The sequence below is a fragment of the Polaribacter sp. KT25b genome (genome assembly GCF_900105145.1).
Taxonomy (GTDB): domain Bacteria; phylum Bacteroidota; class Bacteroidia; order Flavobacteriales; family Flavobacteriaceae; genus Polaribacter.
Map to the genome: position 1 here is coordinate 1,125,378 of NZ_LT629752.1, position 17,123 is coordinate 1,142,500.

A 17,123-nucleotide genomic window follows, 5' to 3' on the forward strand; every position below is an offset into this window, starting at 1 on the left:
ATTTATGCACATTATTAAAAACGAATTTTACATAAAACGTTGTTTACAAATTGCCAAAAACGGAATTGGTTCTGCACGACCAAATCCTAGTGTTGGAGCAGTAATTGTATATCAAAATAAAATTATAGGCGAAGGATTTACTTCAAACTATGGAGGAAATCATGCAGAAGTAAATGCTGTAAATTCGGTAAAAGACAAAGCGCTTTTAAAAGAAGCAACCATTTATGTTACGTTAGAGCCTTGTTCTCATTTTGGTAAAACGCCACCTTGTGCAGATTTGTTGGTAAAACATAAATTTAAAAATGTAGTTATTGGTTGTGTAGATTCTAATTCTCTAGTTGCAGGTAAAGGAATTGAACGTTTAAAAAATGCCGGAATTAATGTAATTGTAGGTGTTTTAGAAGCAGAATGTAAAGAGCATCATAAACGATTTTTTACAGTTCAAGAGAAAAAAAGACCTTTTATAATTTTAAAATGGGCAGAAACTACAAATGGTTTTATAGCTCCTTTAAAAAGAAATTTACAAGCTCCTGTTTGGATTTCTAACAATTATTCGCAACAATTAGTGCATAAATTTAGAAGCGAAGAACACGCAATTTTAGTTGGTACAAATACAGTTATTGCAGATAATCCTAAATTAAATGTTAGAAGTTGGTTTGGCAACAATCCAATAAGAGTTGTATTGGATAAAAATTTACGAATTCCAAAAGAAATGAATGTTTTTGATGGAAGTGTAAAAACAATTGTAATTACAGAAAAAGAAAATTGTCATTGCGAACAGTGTGAAGCAATTTGTTTTGAAACTATTGATTTCTCTAAAAACGTTGCTAAACAAATTGTTGCCGTTTTACAAAAACATCAAATTCAATCTGTAATTATAGAAGGCGGTACACAAACATTACAAACTTTTATTGATGCCAATTTATGGGATGAAGCAAAAGTTTTTACAGGAGAATCTTCTTTTAAAAACGGAATAAAAGCTCCCGTTTTTTCTGCACAAATTACATCAGAAACAAGAATTAAAAACGATATTTTAAAAATATATGAAAATGATTAAAAACATCATCTTCGATTTTGGAGATATTTTTATCAACTTAGATAAACCTGCAACGTATAGAAAAATGGCAGCTTTAGGAGTTACAGAAATTACAGAAGAAATGATTGGCGTTTATCATCAATACGAAAAAGGTTTGATGACAACAGCAAATTTTATCAATTTTTATCATGATAAATTCGGAATAGAAAAAGCAGACTTAGTAAATGCTTGGAATGCTATTTTGTTAGATTTTCCTAAAAAACGTTTAGACTTTTTAAAAGAATTATCAGCAAGTAAAAAATACAGATTATTTTTGTTAAGTAACACAAATGAATTGCACATAAATTGGGTTAAAAATTCTTTAGGAGAAGTTTTTTATAATGAATTTAAAAACTGTTTTGAGCAATTTTATTTATCGCACGAAATTAATTTTAGAAAACCAGATAAAGAAATTTATGAGTTTGTTTTAAATACAAATAATTTAGTTGCAGATGAAACTTTGTTTGTAGATGATTTAAAAGAAAATACAGATTCTGCGAGTACATTAGGTATTAAAGTTTGGAATTTAATACCAGAAAAAGAAGAAGTAACCAGTTTGTTTGATAAAATTTAATTAATTGATTTATTTATTTTTAAGTGTCCTTTTTTCTACAGGGTTATTTGTTGTTTTTAAATATTTTGGTATTTATAAAGTAGATGTTTTAAAAGCAATTTTTGTAAATTATATTATTGCTTTAACCTTAGGTTTTACTTTAGCAGAAAGAAGCTTTTCTATTGTAGAAGTGCCAAAACAGCCTTGGTTTTTTGGTGCTGTTCTTTTAGGTGCTTTATTTGTTTCTATCTTTTTTATTATGGCTAAAACAGCGCATATAAACGGAATTTCTGTGGCTTCTGTTGCAGGAAAAATGTCTGTAGTAATTCCTGTGTTTTTTGGGGTATTTCTGTATCGTGAATCTGTTACATTCTTAAAGGTTTTAGGAATAATAATTGCGTTAGTGGCTGTTTATTTAGCTTCTGTAAAAGAAGAAAAAACTGCGCATAAAAAAGCTGGTTTATTGTTTCCTGTTTTATTGTTTTTAGGATCTGGAATAATTGATACTACTTTGAAATTTGTTCAATTTTCTTATGTAGAAAAAGAAGATGTTTCTATTTTTTCTGGAAGTTTATTTGCTTGTGCAGCTTTCTTCGGATTAATTATTTTACTGATAAAAACTATTAAAAAGAAAGAATCTTTTGGAGTTAAAAATATTATTGCTGGTGTTATTTTAGGTGTTCCAAATTATTTTTCTATCGTTTTTTTGATAAAAGCTTTACAAACGGAAGGTTTTGAAAGTTCAACCTTATTTACCATTAATAATGTTGGTATTGTAATTGTATCAACATTAGTAGGTATATTAGTTTTTAAAGAACAGTTTAGCTTAAAAAATAAAATTGGCGTTCTGTTGGCTGTTTTAGGAATTGTAATTGTAGCTTTGGCTTAATGGAAACAGACAGCTATAAAACTATTTTAAAGCCATCCGAAGAAACCCTTTTTAAAGTAAAAGGAAGTAAGTTTTTTGGGTATGCATTTCCTGTTTTAAATGAAGATAATGTAAAACAATTTTTAGAAGAATTAAAGAAAAAACATCACTCTGCACGGCATTTTTGTTATGCTTATCAAATAGGAGTAGAGAATATAAAATATAGAGCTAATGATGATGGCGAGCCAAATAATTCTGCAGGTTTGCCAATTTACGGACAAATACAATCTTTTGAAGTTACTAATGTTTTAATTGTTTCTGTTCGTTATTTTGGTGGAACAAAATTAGGCGTTGGTGGTTTAATTTCTGCTTATAAAACTTCTGCACAAATTACTTTAGAAGCATCAAATATTCAAGAAAAGACAATCGATGTTTATTATCAGCTAAATTTTCAATACGATTTAATGAATGCCGTTCAAAGAATCATCAAAGAGAAAAATATAGAAATTATAAAGCAAAAATTAGAGGTAGCTTGCGAGTATGTAATTTCTATCAGAAAAAAAGAAGCTGAAGCAATTTTTACGATTTTTGATAATTTATATAAGGTAGAAATTAAAGAATTAGAAACCTAAACTTGTTAATAAGTAGTCTGGACATCTTGCTGGTTTCATCGTTTTCATGTTCATAAATGCCAAAACAGAACTTCCTGTACAAATAAGTTCATTATTTTGATTGGTTATTTTATATTCAAACTCGATTTTTACCATTGGTTTTTTCTTTAAAAAAGTTTCAATAGTTAATAGATCGTCATAAATTGCAGATTTGATAAAGTTACAAGTTAAGGAAATTACAGGAAGCATTATACCGCTCGTTTCCATTGCTTTGTAGGTAACTCCCAGTTTACGAAGCCATTCGGTTCTGCCTAATTCAAAATATTGAGCATAATTACCGTGGTAAACAACGCCCATTTGATCTGTTTCTGAATATCTAACTCTTGTTTTTGTAGATGATTTCTTCAATATTTATAAATATTAAAATTTTTGACAGTCTACGTAAAAAATAATTAAGAATCAATAGCAATTAAGTTTTTTTATACTGTTTTTTATTCACACTTTTGTAGTGCTTAAGAAAAAGAGAGATTATTGGTGGTTTTCACCATATTTAAGAACCATAGAATTTACTATATTAATAAATGAGTTTCACTGCTGAATCCGTATGGACAGACTGTTTATCTTTTATAAAAGATAACATTAAGCCTCAAGCCTATAAAACATGGTTTGAACCTATAAAACCTGTAAAACTTTCTGGAGAAGCGTTAACTATTCAAGTGCCTAGTAAATTTTTTTACGAATGGTTAGAAGAGCATTATATTAAATTATTACGTGTTGCATTAGTAAGACAATTAGGAAATGAAGCCAAATTGATTTACGATGTAAAAATGGAAAATAATTACAGTAGTAATAGACCCCAAATTGTAAAAATTCCTAGTTCTAATAGAGATCCTTTAAAGCCACAAAAAGTTACTGTGCCTTTAGATTCGTCTAGTAAAAGGGAACTAAGAAATCCTTTTATTATACCAGGTTTACAAAAAGTAAAAATAGAATCTCAATTAAATGCAAATTACAGTTTTGCAAATTTTATTGAAGGCGATTCTAACAGATTAGCGCGTTCTGCAGGAATGGCAGTTGCTAATAAACCAGGTGGAACTTCTTTTAATCCGTTATTAATTTATGGTGGTGTTGGTTTAGGTAAAACACATTTATCGCACGCAATTGGTGTAGATATTAAAGACAAATATCCAGATAAAACTGTTTTATATATTTCTTCGGAAAAATTTACACAACAATTTATAGATTCAGTAAAATCGAACACCAGAAATGATTTTATTCATTTTTACCAAATGATTGATGTTTTAATTATTGATGATGTTCAATTTTTATCTGGTAAAGCTGGAACGCAAGATGTATTCTTCCATATTTTTAATCATTTGCATCAAAATGGTAAACAAGTTATTTTAACTTCGGATAAAGCGCCTGTTGATATGCAAGATATTGAACAGCGCTTATTATCTCGTTTTAAATGGGGATTATCAGCAGAATTACAATCGCCAGATTATGAAACTAGGATATCTATTTTACAAAATAAATTGTACAGAGATGGCGTAGAAATGCCAGTAGATATTATTGAATATATTGCGAAAAACATTAAATCTAATGTAAGAGAGTTAGAAGGTGTTCTTATTTCTATGATTGCTCAAGCGTCATTTAATAGAAAAGAGTTTTCTATAGAGTTAGCGAAACAGATTGTAGATAAGTTTGTAAAAAATACTAAGAAAGAAGTTTCTATAGATTATATTCAAAAAGAAGTTTCTAAATATTTTGATATGGATGTTGCTACTTTACAATCTAAAACTAGAAAAAGACATATTGTTCAGGCGCGTCAATTAGCTATGTATTTTGCAAAAAGATTAACTAAAACTTCTTTAGCAAGTATTGGTAATCAAATTGGGCAAAGAGATCATGCAACAGTTTTACATGCTTGTAAAACCGTAGATAATCTTACAGAAACTGATAAACAATTTAGAAAATACGTTGACGATTTAACTAAGAAGTTAACGTTCTAAAAAAATATTTTATAATGATAAATGTACTTATGGTTTGCTTGGGTAATATTTGTCGTTCGCCATTAGCAGAAGGAATTTTAGTTTCAAAAGTAGATAATAAAATCGTTTTTGTAGATTCTGCCGGAACAGGAGCTTATCATATTGGCAATCTGCCAGATGTTCGCTCTATAAAAGTTGCTAAAAAATACGGAATAGATATTACAAACCAAAGAGCAAGAAAATTTTCAGTAAAAGATTTTGATTCTTTTGATTATATTTATGTGATGGATGAAAGTAATTATCAAAATATTTTGATGTTGGCTAGAAATACAGCTGATGAAAACAAAGTACATTTGATTTTAAACGAAACACATCCAACTAAAAATTTATCAGTTCCAGATCCTTATCATGGAGGAAATCAGGGTTTTGAAAATGTGTATAAAATGTTAGATGAAGCTTGCGAAATTATAGCAAACAAATTGTCTAGTTAAAATGCTTTTTTATTAGTAAAAATCTAAAAAAAAGCTATTTAAAATATAAAAAATGATTGGTAAACTCTATTTAATTCCCACAACTTTAGGAGATACAGAACCTTTAGAAGTAATGCCTTTATCAGTAAAAAATGTAATAGATCAATTAGATTACTTTATTGTAGAAAATGAAAAATCTGCAAGAAGATTTATAAAAAAAATAACTCCAGAAAAAAAACAATCTTCTTTGCACATTATGTCTTTAGATAAATATGCAGAAGAAATAGAAACTTTAACCTATTTAGATGTTTGCCAAAAAGGAATTAGTGTTGGTTTATTGTCTGAAGCAGGAGTTCCTGCAATTGCAGATCCTGGTGCAAGTATGGTAAAATTGGCGCATCAAAAAAATATACAAGTAGTTCCTTTAGTTGGTCCTTCGTCTATTTTAATGGCAATGATGGGGTCTGGAATGAACGGACAAAATTTTGCTTTTAATGGCTATTTACCAATTGACAAAGGAGCTAGAAAAAATGCGATTAAAGATTTAGAAAAATTATCTAAAGACAAAAATCAATCGCAAATTTTTATAGAAACTCCTTATAGAAACGAAAAAATGTTTACTGAGTTAAAAGATACTTTAGCACCAATAACGCATTTATGTATTGCCGCAGATATCACATTACCATCAGAATATATAAAAACAATGATGGTAAAAGATTGGAAGCGTCAAAAGCCAGATTTACATAAAAAGCCAGCTATTTTTATAATTCAGAAGTAATTAAGCTTTTGCGTTTTTGTCTGCCTCGATATTAGAAACATCATAACCGCCAAACTTTTTTAAATAGCTTTTAATTGTTGTTCCGTAAGCATCAGAAAAACAATCTTTACCATTACTTCTTAAGTAATTTTTTACATTACCAGCTCCACTTAAATGAGCAGCAGCTAAAATTCCAGATTCTGTAATTGTAATTCCGTTAATTACTTTTCCTACAGAGCGTTTAATGTCTTTTCTTAAAATCCATTTATTAACTTTACACAAAGCAATAAAAGCTTGTTCTTGTAATTCTGGATTTAGTAAAAAATCTCTAGTGTTATAAATATTTAATCGCTCTAAAGTTGTTCTACCAAATTGATATTTGCCTAAATAACCTAAAGTATTTACTACAGTATATCTTCCTTGAGATTCTTTAAATGCAACAGCTTGTTTAAAAGCTACAAAGTTTTTTTGTAAGTATGGAATGTTATACTCTAAATACTTTGGATATGAAACCGGTTTGTCTTCTTCTAAAGTAGTTAAAGAAGTTGTAGTTGCTAGTACTACAATCGAACTACTTAAATATAAAAACTTTTTGATTACCATGTAATAATTCTACTTTCTGTTTTGCGGGGGCAAAATTAATACATAAAATTAAAATGATTGATAATCAATATGTTAAAAAATATAAAAATTATTGTAATCGAAGTATATGACAATTTTCATTATTGATTTACGATTACTAAATGGTTTCGTAATGTGATATTAATAAATAAAACGCAATTATTTAAGAATTTAATTTTTATCTATTTACACCTTGTTTATTTAACCAAATATGATATTTAGCGGCATTATTGTTATGTTGAGTAAGTGTTTTTGCAAAGGTATGATACCCAATTTTATCAATACTGGCGCACATGTACATGTATTTGTGCTTTGTTGCATTTAGAACTGCATCAATGCTAGAAATGTCTGGCATTGAAATTAAAGTTGGTGGTAATCCAATATTTTTATAAGTATTATATGGCGAATTTATCTCTAAATCTGCCGTTAAAACTCTTTTTACGGCAAAATCTTGTCCTTTTTGTTCTCTAATGCTATAAATAATTGTTGGATCTGCTTGTAAAGGCCAGCCGTATTTTAGTCGATTTAAATACAAACCAGCAACAATTGGGCGTTCAGAATTTTTTGCAGTTTCTTTTTGAACGATAGATGCTAAAGTAATAACTTCTTCTTTAGACATTTTTAAAGCTTTGGCTTTTTCTAATCTTGATGAATTCCAAAAACGATTGTATTCTAATAATAATTTATCTCTAAATCCATCAGCAGAAACATTCCAATAAATTTGGTAACTATTAGGAATACAGATTTGCAAAACAGATTTTGGTGTAAGTTTATTTTCTGATAAAAATTTTGCATCAGTAAAAGAGTTTAAGATAGATAAGGAATCAATTTCTAATTGTTCTGCAATTCTACCAGCAAATTTCTCTAAAGTATCTTGATTATTAAAAGAAACATTTAAGGCAGTTTGATTACCGATTCTTAACATGTTAACAAGATCGTTGTTAGACATGCCTTCTTTTAAAATATATCTTCCGCTTTTAGGTTTCGAAAAATTCTTCTTTGCTGCAACTAATAAAAAAGTACTTGGGTGTTTAGAATATTCAGCTATTTTGTCTTTAATATTTACCAAACTATCTGTAGAATACACAAAAAGAACAGTTTCTTTTGTAATCGCTTTTCCAAATATTTTCTGATAATAGTTGTATCCAATAATTCCACCAATTAATAGAACGGTAATTATAGCAGTATATGTAAATTTTTTACCCAAGGTATTTTATTTTTTAATTGAAATGCAAAACTACTCTTTTATCAACTGAAATAAAACTTCATCCTTAAATTTTCCTTCGGATAAAATCCAATCTTTTTTGATGCCAATTTTTACAAAGTTATGTTTTTTAAATAAAGTTAAGCTTTTATCATTATCTGTGGTAATAGTTGCAAATAATTGATGTAATTGTAAATACGTAAATGAATAATTTATTAAAAGAGATAAAGCTTCTGAGGCAAAACCTTTTTTTTGAAAATCAGGATGAATTAGAATGCCAATGCCAGCTCTTTTGTGTTGCGGATTAAAATCAAACAAATCAATCATTCCTATTTGTTTTTTTGTTGATTTATCTTCAATTAATAAACGTAGTTGTTTGCTTTCGTAGATATCTAAATGTGCATTTTCTAAATACTGTTTTAAAATGTATTTAGAAAATGGAGTTTGAGTATGGCTAACTTCCCAAAAAGATTCGTTGTTTTCTATTTGATATAGAAATTCTAAATCTTCTGGTTCAAGAGCTCTTAAATTTATTTTTTCTCCTATAAGTGTATTCATTATATTTCTAGACTTCCTTTAAAAACAAATTTTGCAGGTCCTTTTAAAAATACATTTTTGTAAATACTATTTTCTTCCGTAAAAGAAACTTCTAAAACGCCACCTTCAACAGGTAAAGAAATTAAATTGCTGTTTGTTTTGTTCGTTTTGTGCATTGCAATGGCAACCGCTGTAACTCCTGTTCCGCAAGCTAAAGTTTCATCTTCAACACCTTTTTCATACGTTCTTACTCTAAAAGTACTGTCATTAATTTGCTGAACAAAGTTTACATTACTTCCTGGATTTTCATAAGAATATCTAATTTTTTTTCCGTTTTCAAAAACAGGATATTCATTTAAGTCATCAACCAATTCTACATGATGCTGTGTGCCTGTATATGCAAAAACTGAATTTTCATTTACTTTTATTTCATCAACATTAATCATTTTAAGAGAAATAATTCTGTTATTAATGGTAGCAAAATGTTCACCATCAAAAGCGATAAAAGTAGTTTCTGAATCAATAATTTCTAAATATTTAGCAAAAGCAACAGCACATCTTCCGCCATTTCCACAAAAAGTTTCACTTCCATCCGCATTAAAATAAATCATTTTAAAGTCGAAATTTTCATCATTTTCGATTAAAATAATTCCGTCTGCACCAACACCAAAATGTCTGTCAGCCAAATGCGAAATAATGTCAGTATTTTCTTTTGGAAAGATTTTTGTTCTGTTATCTATCATCACAAAATCATTACCAGTTCCTTGATACTTGTAAAATGTTAAATTCATAAAACAAAGATACTAATTTCAAGTATTAAAAAGCTGTGTTAAAACGTGGTTAAAATCAGTTAAAACTAAGTTAAACAGATTTTTTGAAAAAGTTTAATCTGTATATTTGAGTAATGAATAATTAAAAATTTAGAATTATGAAGAAATTTTTTGGTTTATTAGGAATGGCAATTTTAGGAGGCGCAATTACTTTAGGTGGTTACAAAATGCTTTTTAAAGACAATGTAGTTATTGAAAGGAATGTGCCAGAAAAAATGCAAACAGTTCAAACAAATTATACGCCAACTATTGATGGTCATTCAACAGCAGTTGCTGCATCTGCAATAGATTTTACTATTGCTGCAGAAAAATCTTTAAATGCGGTTGTACATGTTAAAAACACAGCAATTAGAACACAATCAAACCCTTTAGATATTTTCTTTGGTAACGGAAATGGAACACGAAAATATGAGCAAGTTGGTACAGGAAGTGGTGTAATCATTTCTTCGGATGGTTATATTGTAACAAATAATCATGTTGTTGATAGTGCAAACGAAATTGATATTACCTTAAATAATAAGAAAACATACAGTGCTAAATTAATAGGGACAGATAAAGAGAATGACATTGCGTTGTTAAAAATTGATACAGAAATGGATTTGCCTTTTGTGCCTTTTGCAGATTCTGATGCTATAAAAGTAGGGGAATGGGTTTTAGCAGTTGGTAATCCGTATAATTTAACATCAACAGTAACTGCAGGAATTGTAAGTGCAAAAGGTAGAGATTTAGAAGGTAACTCTGCAATTGATTCTTTTATACAAACTGACGCCGCAGTAAATCCTGGAAATAGTGGTGGAGCTTTGGTAAATACAAGAGGAGAATTGGTAGGAATTAATACTGCAATTTCTTCTAAAACAGGTTCTTTTGTTGGATATTCATTTGCAGTTCCATCAAACATTGCAAAAAAAGTGATTGACGATTTACTAGAATTTGGCGCTGTACAAGAAGCGGTAATTGGTATTCGTTTTTCTCCGGTTGATAATGATAAAATAGAAGGCGTAAAAATAATGGCTGTAGAAAAAGGGCAAGGTGCAGCAAAAGCAGGATTAAAAGAAAATGACATTATAGTAAAAGTAAATAATATTGATATTACTAAATTCTCTGAATTAAGAGGTCAATTAACAGCAAAAAGACCAGGAGAAACTGTAAATATTACTGTTGATAGAAGCGGAGAATTATTAACAAAAACCGTTAAACTAAGTAAAAAAGAAAAACAATATATTTCTAAATCTTTTAATTGGGAATTAAAAAACTTATCAAAAGAAGAATTAAAAAGAAATAATATTAAATACGGAGTTAAAATTATTGAAACAGGAGACAGAGATTCAAAAAACAGTTTAAAGAATTTTATCATCACAAAAATTAATGATGAAGAAGTTGAAACTGCAGAAGAAGCCGTGAAACTTTTAGAAAGTGTAGCGAAAAGTAGATATTCTATTGTATTAGAAATGGTAAATACAGAGGGGGAAAAAGAAATGTTACGTTTTAGATAATTTGTTAAAATAAATTTTAATAAAGAATCCTGATTTAAAACATCAGGATTTTTTTATGTACTAAACTTTTATACGAAATCGATTTCGTGTTTTAAAAAAAAGAAATACTTTTACATTTATAAAAATTACTAAAAGAACTATGCTAACAAATTTAGATTACGAAAAAGAAGTTGCTATACAAGCAATAACAAGAAGAGCTACTATTAAATTTATAAATATTGTAAATGATTTATGGTATGATAAATCGATAGAATTAGTGTTATTTAGAAATCCATTAGTAGACAAAAGAGCGAGTGAAGTTTTAAATTTAATTAATTATGCTAAAGAATTTGTAAACAAACCAATTACAATTATTGATGCGTTAAATATTGCAAAAGCAATTCAGAAAATAGATTTGCCATCCTCAAAATTAGATATTGGTAAATTAGCTTATGAGTGTCATTTAAATCCAAAAGGGTGTGAAGACAAAGTAGCTTTTGTACAAAAGCAATTAAAAAATGCAACCGAATTTAAAGACATTACGCCAAAAGATGTTGTTTTATATGGTTTTGGTAGAATTGGGCGTTTGTTAGCAAGAGAATTAATGACCAAAATGGGCAAAGGTTCTCAATTACGTTTAAGAGCAATTGTAACTCGTGGCGAAATTACACAAGCTGTTTTAGATAAAAGAGCCTCTTTATTAAGTGTAGATTCTGTTCATGGAGATTTTTTAGGAACCGTAGAAACAGATATTGAACACAAAGCTTTAATTATAAACGGAACAACCGTTTTTATGATTACTGCAAATAATCCAGAAGAAATAGATTACACAGCATATAATATTAATAACGCATTAATTATTGATAATACAGGCGCTTTTAGAGATAATGAAGCATTAAGCAGACATTTAAAATCTAAAGGAGCAAGTAAAGTTTTAATCACGGCACCAGCAAAAGGAGTTCCTAATATTGTTCATGGTGTAAATCACAAACAGTACAATTCTGATAACATAGATATTTTTTCTGCGGCTTCTTGTACAACCAATGCAATTACACCAATTTTAAAAGTTTTAGAAGATAATTTCGGAATTAAAAAAGGGCATTTAGAAACCATTCACGCGTACACAAACGATCAGAATTTGGTAGACAATATGCACAATAAATCTAGAAGAGGAAGAGCCGCAGCTTTAAATATGGTAATTACAGAAACAGGAGCAGGTGCAGCAGTTTCAAAAGCAATACCGGCTTTGTCAGGTAAATTAACATCCAATGCAATTAGAGTTCCTGTACCTAATGGATCTTTAGCAATTTTAAATTTACAATTAAGAGTTCCAGTTTCAGCAGAAGCAATAAATTCAATTATAAAAAAGTACGCTTTAGAGGGCGATTTAGTAGAACAAATAAAATATTCGTTAGATCCAGAATTGGTTTCTTCAGATGTTATTGGTACAACAGCTCCATCAATTTTCGATAGTACAGCTACAATTACAGACAAAGAAACAATTGTAGTTTATGTTTGGTACGATAACGAATACGGGTATTCTCATCAAGTAATGCGTTTAGCAAAACACATAGCAAAAGTTAGAAGATTTACGTATTATTAGTAAAACTCTAGATGAATTCAATTTATTTTAAGAAAGTAAAATATTATCCTTAAATGTATGAAAAGTCCAAAATGATAAAATGTTTTGGGCTTTTTTTAGAAGCTATTTCCTGCTTTCACTACTCGCTTTTTTTGTAAAAAACAAAAAAGAGCTCAAACAGACCGTTCAATCAGGGCTAAGTTTTTTTATCAGCTTTTAGAATAATTATAAACCAATATCTTTTTTTTTGATTTTTTGCTAATAAAAGAAACCCTTCAAGTTTTATAAAAAAACTTAAAGGGTTTAAAAACATTTCCTTTTTCACTAAAAGGTAATAAAATCTGTTTTTAGTTCTTAAGCATAAAATAATTATTCTTCATCAAAAAAGGCAATATTAGCTTCAAATTTATCACTTAAAAACTCATTTTTACCCATCCAATAATCAGAAGTAATTAATTTATATTGGTTGTCATTTTTTTGAAGTTCCCAAATAACATCATTTGCTTCTTCAAACTTTTCTTCAGCACTTAATTGTTTGCCAAACAAACGTTTTATTAAATTATGACTATCTAAATTTTGAGTAATACTTTTTAAAACAATTTCTTTGGTAATATTGGTATCTGCATTTCCTTTAGGTGTAATTTCAAAATCTACAATAGTTGCTTTTGTGTTTGGAAATTTACCCTTAAATGCCTTGTTTAAAAGTTGGTTTATGGAAAAAAGTTCTTTGTGTAAACTAATTACGGGGTATTCTTCAGAAATTTTGTCAACTAACATTTCATAAGAAAGAGAATCTATTTGACCAGCATTTAAATTATCAGATAATCTATAATCTAATACAATGGTAGCAGCTTCACTTGGCTCTCTATCAGCAATTGCCATAAAAAGTAAATCTTGTAATTCTTTAAAATCATTCACTTCATCATTCGCAAAATCAAACCTTTTTAACAGCTCTTTAAAATCTTCTATTGTCCAAGCGTCAGAAAGTGCATCAACTGTAGAAATTTTATGTATTTTTATGCCGTATTTCATTAGGATTATTCCATATTTGAATATGCATTAAATGTACAAATTTTAAATATTAAAAAATAATTTTTCTTATCAAAATAATGACTATTCAAGAAAAAATAAATTTACTTAGAGAAGAGTTAAATAACCATAATTATAATTATTATGTGTTAGATAATGCAACCATATCAGATTTTGATTTTGATATAAAATTGAAAGAGTTAGAAAAATTAGAAGAAGAAAATCCAGTTTTTTTTGATTCGAATTCGCCAACGCAAAGAGTAGGAGGAGCAATCACCAAAAATTTTGAAACAGTTACTCATTTAAATAGAATGTATTCTTTAGATAATTCGTATTCAAAAGAAGATTTGTTAGATTGGGAAAAACGGATTCAAAAAATGCTTGGAACATCAGAAATAGAATATTCTTGCGAATTAAAGTTTGATGGAGCTTCTATAAATTTAACCTATGAAAACGGTCAGTTTATAAAAGCAGTTACTAGAGGAGATGGATTTCAAGGAGATGATGTTTCAACAAATATTCGTACCATAAAATCAATTCCTTTAAGTGTAAATTCAGATTTCGTCCGTAATTTTGAAATGCGTGGAGAAATCATTTTGCCTTTAGATGGTTTTATTAAAATGAACGAAGAACGTGTTGAAAACGGAGAAGAAGAATATAGAAACCCCAGAAATACTGCAAGCGGAAGTTTAAAATTACAAGATAGTGCAGAAGTTGCAAAACGTCCATTAGATTGTTTGTTGTATCAAGTAGTAACATCAGAAAGAAAATATAAAACGCATTTTGAAAGTTTAGAAAATGCAAGAAAAGTAGGGTTTAAAGTTCCTGAAACAATCGCTTTAGCAAAATCTATTGATGAAGTTTTTGATTTTATAAATAATTGGGATTTAAAGCGTCATGAATTGCCTTACGAAACAGACGGAGTTGTAGTTAAAGTAAACAATTTACAACAACAAGAAGAATTAGGCTATACAGCAAAAGCGCCAAGATGGGCAATTGCTTATAAATTTAAAGCAGAACAAGTTGCTACAATTTTAAATGAAATTACCTATCAAGTTGGTAGAACGGGTGCAATAACACCGGTTGCAAATTTAGAACCTGTGCAATTAGCAGGAACTACAGTAAAACGCGCTTCTTTGCACAATGCAGATCAAATTGAAAAATTAGATATTAGAGTAGGAGATACTGTTTTTGTAGAAAAAGGCGGAGAAATTATTCCAAAAATTATTGCTGTTGATTTGTCTAAAAGACCAGAAAATTCTGAGCCAACAATTTACGCTACAAATTGCCCAGAATGTAATACTCCATTAGTAAGAACAGAAGGTGATGCAAAACATTATTGCCCAAATGAGTTTGGTTGTGCACCACAAATTACAGGAAGAATTCAGCATTTTATCAGCAGAAAAGCAATGGATATTGATGGTTTAGGAGGTGAAACTGTAGATTTGTTACGCAAAGAAGGGCTAATTGAAAACTATGCAGATTTGTACGATTTAAAAGTTGAGCAAGTAATTCCGTTAGAAAGAATGGCAGAAAAATCTGCTCAAAATATGATTGAAGGAATAGAAAAATCAAAAAATATTCCTTTTGAAAAAGTTTTATTTGCACTTGGTATACGTTTTGTAGGAGAAACTGTAGCCAAGAAATTGGCAAAACATTTTAAATCGATTGATAAATTAATGACTGCTACTTTTGAAGAATTGATAAATGTTGATGAAATTGGCGATAGAATTGCGCAAAGTATTATTGATTTTTCCAACGATTTAGGAAACATTCAATTAATTAATCGTTTAAAAGCAGCTGGAGTTCAATTAGAAGTTTCAGCAGAAAGTTTGGAAAATCAAACAAATAAATTAGACGGACAAGTTTTTGTGGTTTCAGGCGTTTTTCATCAAATGAGTAGAAATGAACTTAAAAAAGCAATTGAAGATAATGGAGGTAAAGTAAGTTCTTCAATTTCTAAAAAGACAAATTTTATTATTGCTGGTGATAATATGGGGCCAAGTAAATTAACAAAAGCACAAGATTTAGGAATAGCAATAATTTCTGAACAAGATTTTATAGACAAGATTAATTAGAAGTATGGAAAGAAGCTAAGTTTTCTAGCTAATTATATTAAAAAAATCAAATTTTTAAGTTCTCTAAATCATTAATAAAATAACAGTATTTGAAAAAAATAGTATACATATATATAATGATATGTTCTTTTTCGGTTTTAGCCCAAAAAAGAGAAATAGATTCTTTGCCTAAAAGTTTAGAAGACTATGTATTTGTAAAACCTGGAGATACGTTAACAGTTCAGCTAAATGAGTTTTCAATATTACCAAAGCCAAAATTTAAATCCAAAGAAGATATTCGTTATTATTTATGGTTTCGTAAAAAAGTAATGAAGGCATATCCGTTTGCAAAATTGGCGTCAGAAAGATTAGATACTTTGAACAGTAGGTTAGAGAATATACAATCTAAAAGTAAAAAGAGAAAATATACCTTATTAATTCAGAAATATATAGAAGGCGAGTTTACAGAACAAATTAAAAAAATGACGAGAACAGAAGGTCGTATTTTAATAAAATTGATTCATCGTCAAACAGGTAAAACAGCATTTAATAATATAAAAGGCTTAAGAAGTGGCTGGAAAGCTTTTTGGTATAATTCAACAGCAAACATATTTAAGCTATCATTAAAAGACGAATATCATCCAGAATCTGTAAATGAAGATTTCTTAATCGAAGATATTTTACAGCGAGCATTTCAAGACGGAGTATTGAAGAAGCAAGAAACCAAACTAAATTTCGATTTTCAGACAGCAATTATAGAGAGAAAGGCAGAGGTCAATGTAGAAAAGTATAAAGAGATGTTTGCCAAGCAGCGAAAAAAGAAGAAGAAACCGAAAAAAGTAAAATAGAGTTTGTTTCTTTTTTCAGTGTGTTCCCTTTTTGTAGTTTATAAGGAGTGTTTTAGAATTAAATAATAAGCACGGATTTTAACGAACAAAAAGGTATTCTCATAAAAAAGGTCGGGCTTTGCATTATATCTTTTTATGCTAAATATAAAAGGTATTATTTTTTCACTAAAATTCAGGTAATAATATAGGTATTGGGTATTAATATACTGATAAAAAGGATGCCATTTCAATCCCTAACACAGTTGAATTAGAATTTAGAAGTCTGCTTTAAGCATTTATATAATGTATAAAGAAGTTTTTTTTAACGTTTATTTCCAATTAGAACGAGCAAGATTACTTTTTTTAAAAAAAATAAAATGACAATTTTAAGTTTTCAGAGAGTTGTAACTGACGATTTTTCTATTTATTAATTCCAAACACTCCTTTTTTTCTAACTGTTTATCTAGATAAAAAAAAGAATTCGAGATAAAGAATCATTTTTTTAAGAAGAATGAATAATTAAAAGGTCTGTATTTATTAAGATTCTAGTTGCTAAAAAGAGGTGGAGTAAAGAGTATTATTAGGAGTTCATCAAAAACAATCGAAAAAACTCAAAAAAGATTAAAAATAATTCTGAAG

The 17,123-nt window shown here is 28.7% G+C and carries 17 protein-coding genes; 11 read left to right on the forward strand and 6 right to left on the reverse strand.

Annotated features, from left to right (window positions below):
* The first annotated feature begins 4 nt into the window (after nt 1-4).
* From ribD to BLT70_RS04665, 4 genes are read left to right on the forward strand one after another with little or no spacing between them, the layout of a single operon-like run.
* Nucleotides 5-1,057: a bifunctional diaminohydroxyphosphoribosylaminopyrimidine deaminase/5-amino-6-(5-phosphoribosylamino)uracil reductase RibD gene (ribD, locus tag BLT70_RS04650; protein WP_091892142.1), complete on the forward strand. Its 1,053-nt coding sequence runs from the start codon at nt 5-7 to the stop codon at nt 1,055-1,057.
* A complete protein-coding gene (locus tag BLT70_RS04655; RefSeq protein WP_091897415.1) occupies nt 1,050-1,649 on the forward strand; it encodes an HAD-IA family hydrolase in 600 nt (199 codons plus the stop codon). The genes ribD and BLT70_RS04655 overlap by 8 nt, the downstream gene beginning before the upstream one ends.
* Before the next feature lie 4 nt (nt 1,650-1,653).
* Entirely contained in the window at nt 1,654-2,517 is an 864-nt protein-coding gene (locus BLT70_RS04660) for an EamA family transporter (protein ID WP_091892144.1), read from the forward strand.
* Complete coding sequence (locus BLT70_RS04665) at nt 2,517-3,128, forward strand: YigZ family protein (protein WP_091892146.1); 612 nt, start codon at nt 2,517-2,519, stop codon at nt 3,126-3,128. The genes BLT70_RS04660 and BLT70_RS04665 overlap by 1 nt, the downstream gene beginning before the upstream one ends.
* Here BLT70_RS04665 and BLT70_RS04670 read toward each other — a convergent pair.
* Nucleotides 3,117-3,515 (reverse strand): thioesterase family protein, encoded by a 399-nt coding sequence (locus BLT70_RS04670; RefSeq protein ID WP_091892147.1) that lies wholly within the window; start codon nt 3,513-3,515, stop codon nt 3,117-3,119. The two genes, BLT70_RS04665 and BLT70_RS04670, sit on opposite strands and share 12 nt — an antisense overlap.
* A gap of 173 nt (nt 3,516-3,688) precedes the next feature.
* Between BLT70_RS04670 and dnaA the strand changes: the two genes are divergently transcribed.
* The 3 genes from dnaA to BLT70_RS04685 are packed head-to-tail and all read left to right on the forward strand — an operon-like array spanning nt 3,689 to nt 6,346.
* On the forward strand, nt 3,689-5,119 hold the full coding sequence (gene dnaA / locus BLT70_RS04675) for a chromosomal replication initiator protein DnaA (RefSeq protein ID WP_091892149.1): 1,431 nt from the start codon (nt 3,689-3,691) through the stop codon (nt 5,117-5,119).
* A gap of 14 nt (nt 5,120-5,133) precedes the next feature.
* Nucleotides 5,134-5,589 carry a low molecular weight protein-tyrosine-phosphatase gene (locus tag BLT70_RS04680; protein ID WP_091892151.1) on the forward strand — a complete coding sequence of 152 codons (456 nt, stop codon included), beginning with the start codon at nt 5,134-5,136 and terminating at the stop codon, nt 5,587-5,589.
* A 52-nt stretch (nt 5,590-5,641) separates the two neighbouring features.
* Nucleotides 5,642-6,346, forward strand: coding sequence for an SAM-dependent methyltransferase (locus tag BLT70_RS04685; RefSeq protein ID WP_091892152.1), 705 nt, complete (start codon nt 5,642-5,644; stop codon nt 6,344-6,346).
* Here the strand turns inward: BLT70_RS04685 and BLT70_RS04690 are convergent, their stop codons facing one another.
* The 4 genes from BLT70_RS04690 to dapF all read right to left on the reverse strand — a co-directional run bounded on the left by BLT70_RS04690 (nt 6,347) and on the right by dapF (nt 9,478).
* Nucleotides 6,347-6,928 (reverse strand): peptidoglycan-binding protein LysM, encoded by a 582-nt coding sequence (locus BLT70_RS04690; protein WP_091892154.1) that lies wholly within the window; start codon nt 6,926-6,928, stop codon nt 6,347-6,349.
* Nucleotides 6,929-7,124: 196 nt separating this feature from the next.
* A complete protein-coding gene (gene mltG, locus BLT70_RS04695) occupies nt 7,125-8,153 on the reverse strand; it encodes an endolytic transglycosylase MltG (protein ID WP_091892156.1) in 1,029 nt (342 codons plus the stop codon).
* A gap of 30 nt (nt 8,154-8,183) precedes the next feature.
* Nucleotides 8,184-8,708, reverse strand: coding sequence for a GNAT family N-acetyltransferase (locus BLT70_RS04700; protein WP_091892158.1), 525 nt, complete (start codon nt 8,706-8,708; stop codon nt 8,184-8,186).
* Entirely contained in the window at nt 8,708-9,478 is a 771-nt protein-coding gene (dapF, locus tag BLT70_RS04705; RefSeq protein WP_091892160.1) for a diaminopimelate epimerase, read from the reverse strand. The genes BLT70_RS04700 and dapF overlap by 1 nt, the downstream gene beginning before the upstream one ends.
* Nucleotides 9,479-9,615: 137 nt before the next feature.
* Here dapF and BLT70_RS04710 point away from each other — a divergent pair, with 137 nt between their 5' ends.
* Nucleotides 9,616-11,010 carry a S1C family serine protease gene (locus BLT70_RS04710; protein WP_091892162.1) on the forward strand — a complete coding sequence of 465 codons (1,395 nt, stop codon included), beginning with the start codon at nt 9,616-9,618 and terminating at the stop codon, nt 11,008-11,010.
* 139 nt (nt 11,011-11,149) lie between these two features.
* Nucleotides 11,150-12,592, forward strand: coding sequence for a glyceraldehyde-3-phosphate dehydrogenase (locus tag BLT70_RS04715; protein ID WP_091892164.1), 1,443 nt, complete (start codon nt 11,150-11,152; stop codon nt 12,590-12,592).
* Between the two features lie 348 nt (nt 12,593-12,940).
* Here the strand turns inward: BLT70_RS04715 and BLT70_RS04720 are convergent, their stop codons facing one another.
* Entirely contained in the window at nt 12,941-13,603 is a 663-nt protein-coding gene (locus tag BLT70_RS04720) for a hypothetical protein (RefSeq protein WP_091892166.1), read from the reverse strand.
* Nucleotides 13,604-13,680: 77 nt separating this feature from the next.
* On the opposite strand from BLT70_RS04720, the gene ligA reads away from it, so the two are divergent.
* Both ligA and BLT70_RS04730 read left to right on the forward strand, forming a co-directional pair.
* Complete coding sequence (ligA, locus tag BLT70_RS04725) at nt 13,681-15,678, forward strand: NAD-dependent DNA ligase LigA (protein ID WP_091892168.1); 1,998 nt, start codon at nt 13,681-13,683, stop codon at nt 15,676-15,678.
* 89 nt (nt 15,679-15,767) lie between these two features.
* Nucleotides 15,768-16,505: a DUF4294 domain-containing protein gene (locus tag BLT70_RS04730; protein ID WP_231962816.1), complete on the forward strand. Its 738-nt coding sequence runs from the start codon at nt 15,768-15,770 to the stop codon at nt 16,503-16,505.
* Nucleotides 16,506-17,123: the final 618 nt, after the last annotated feature.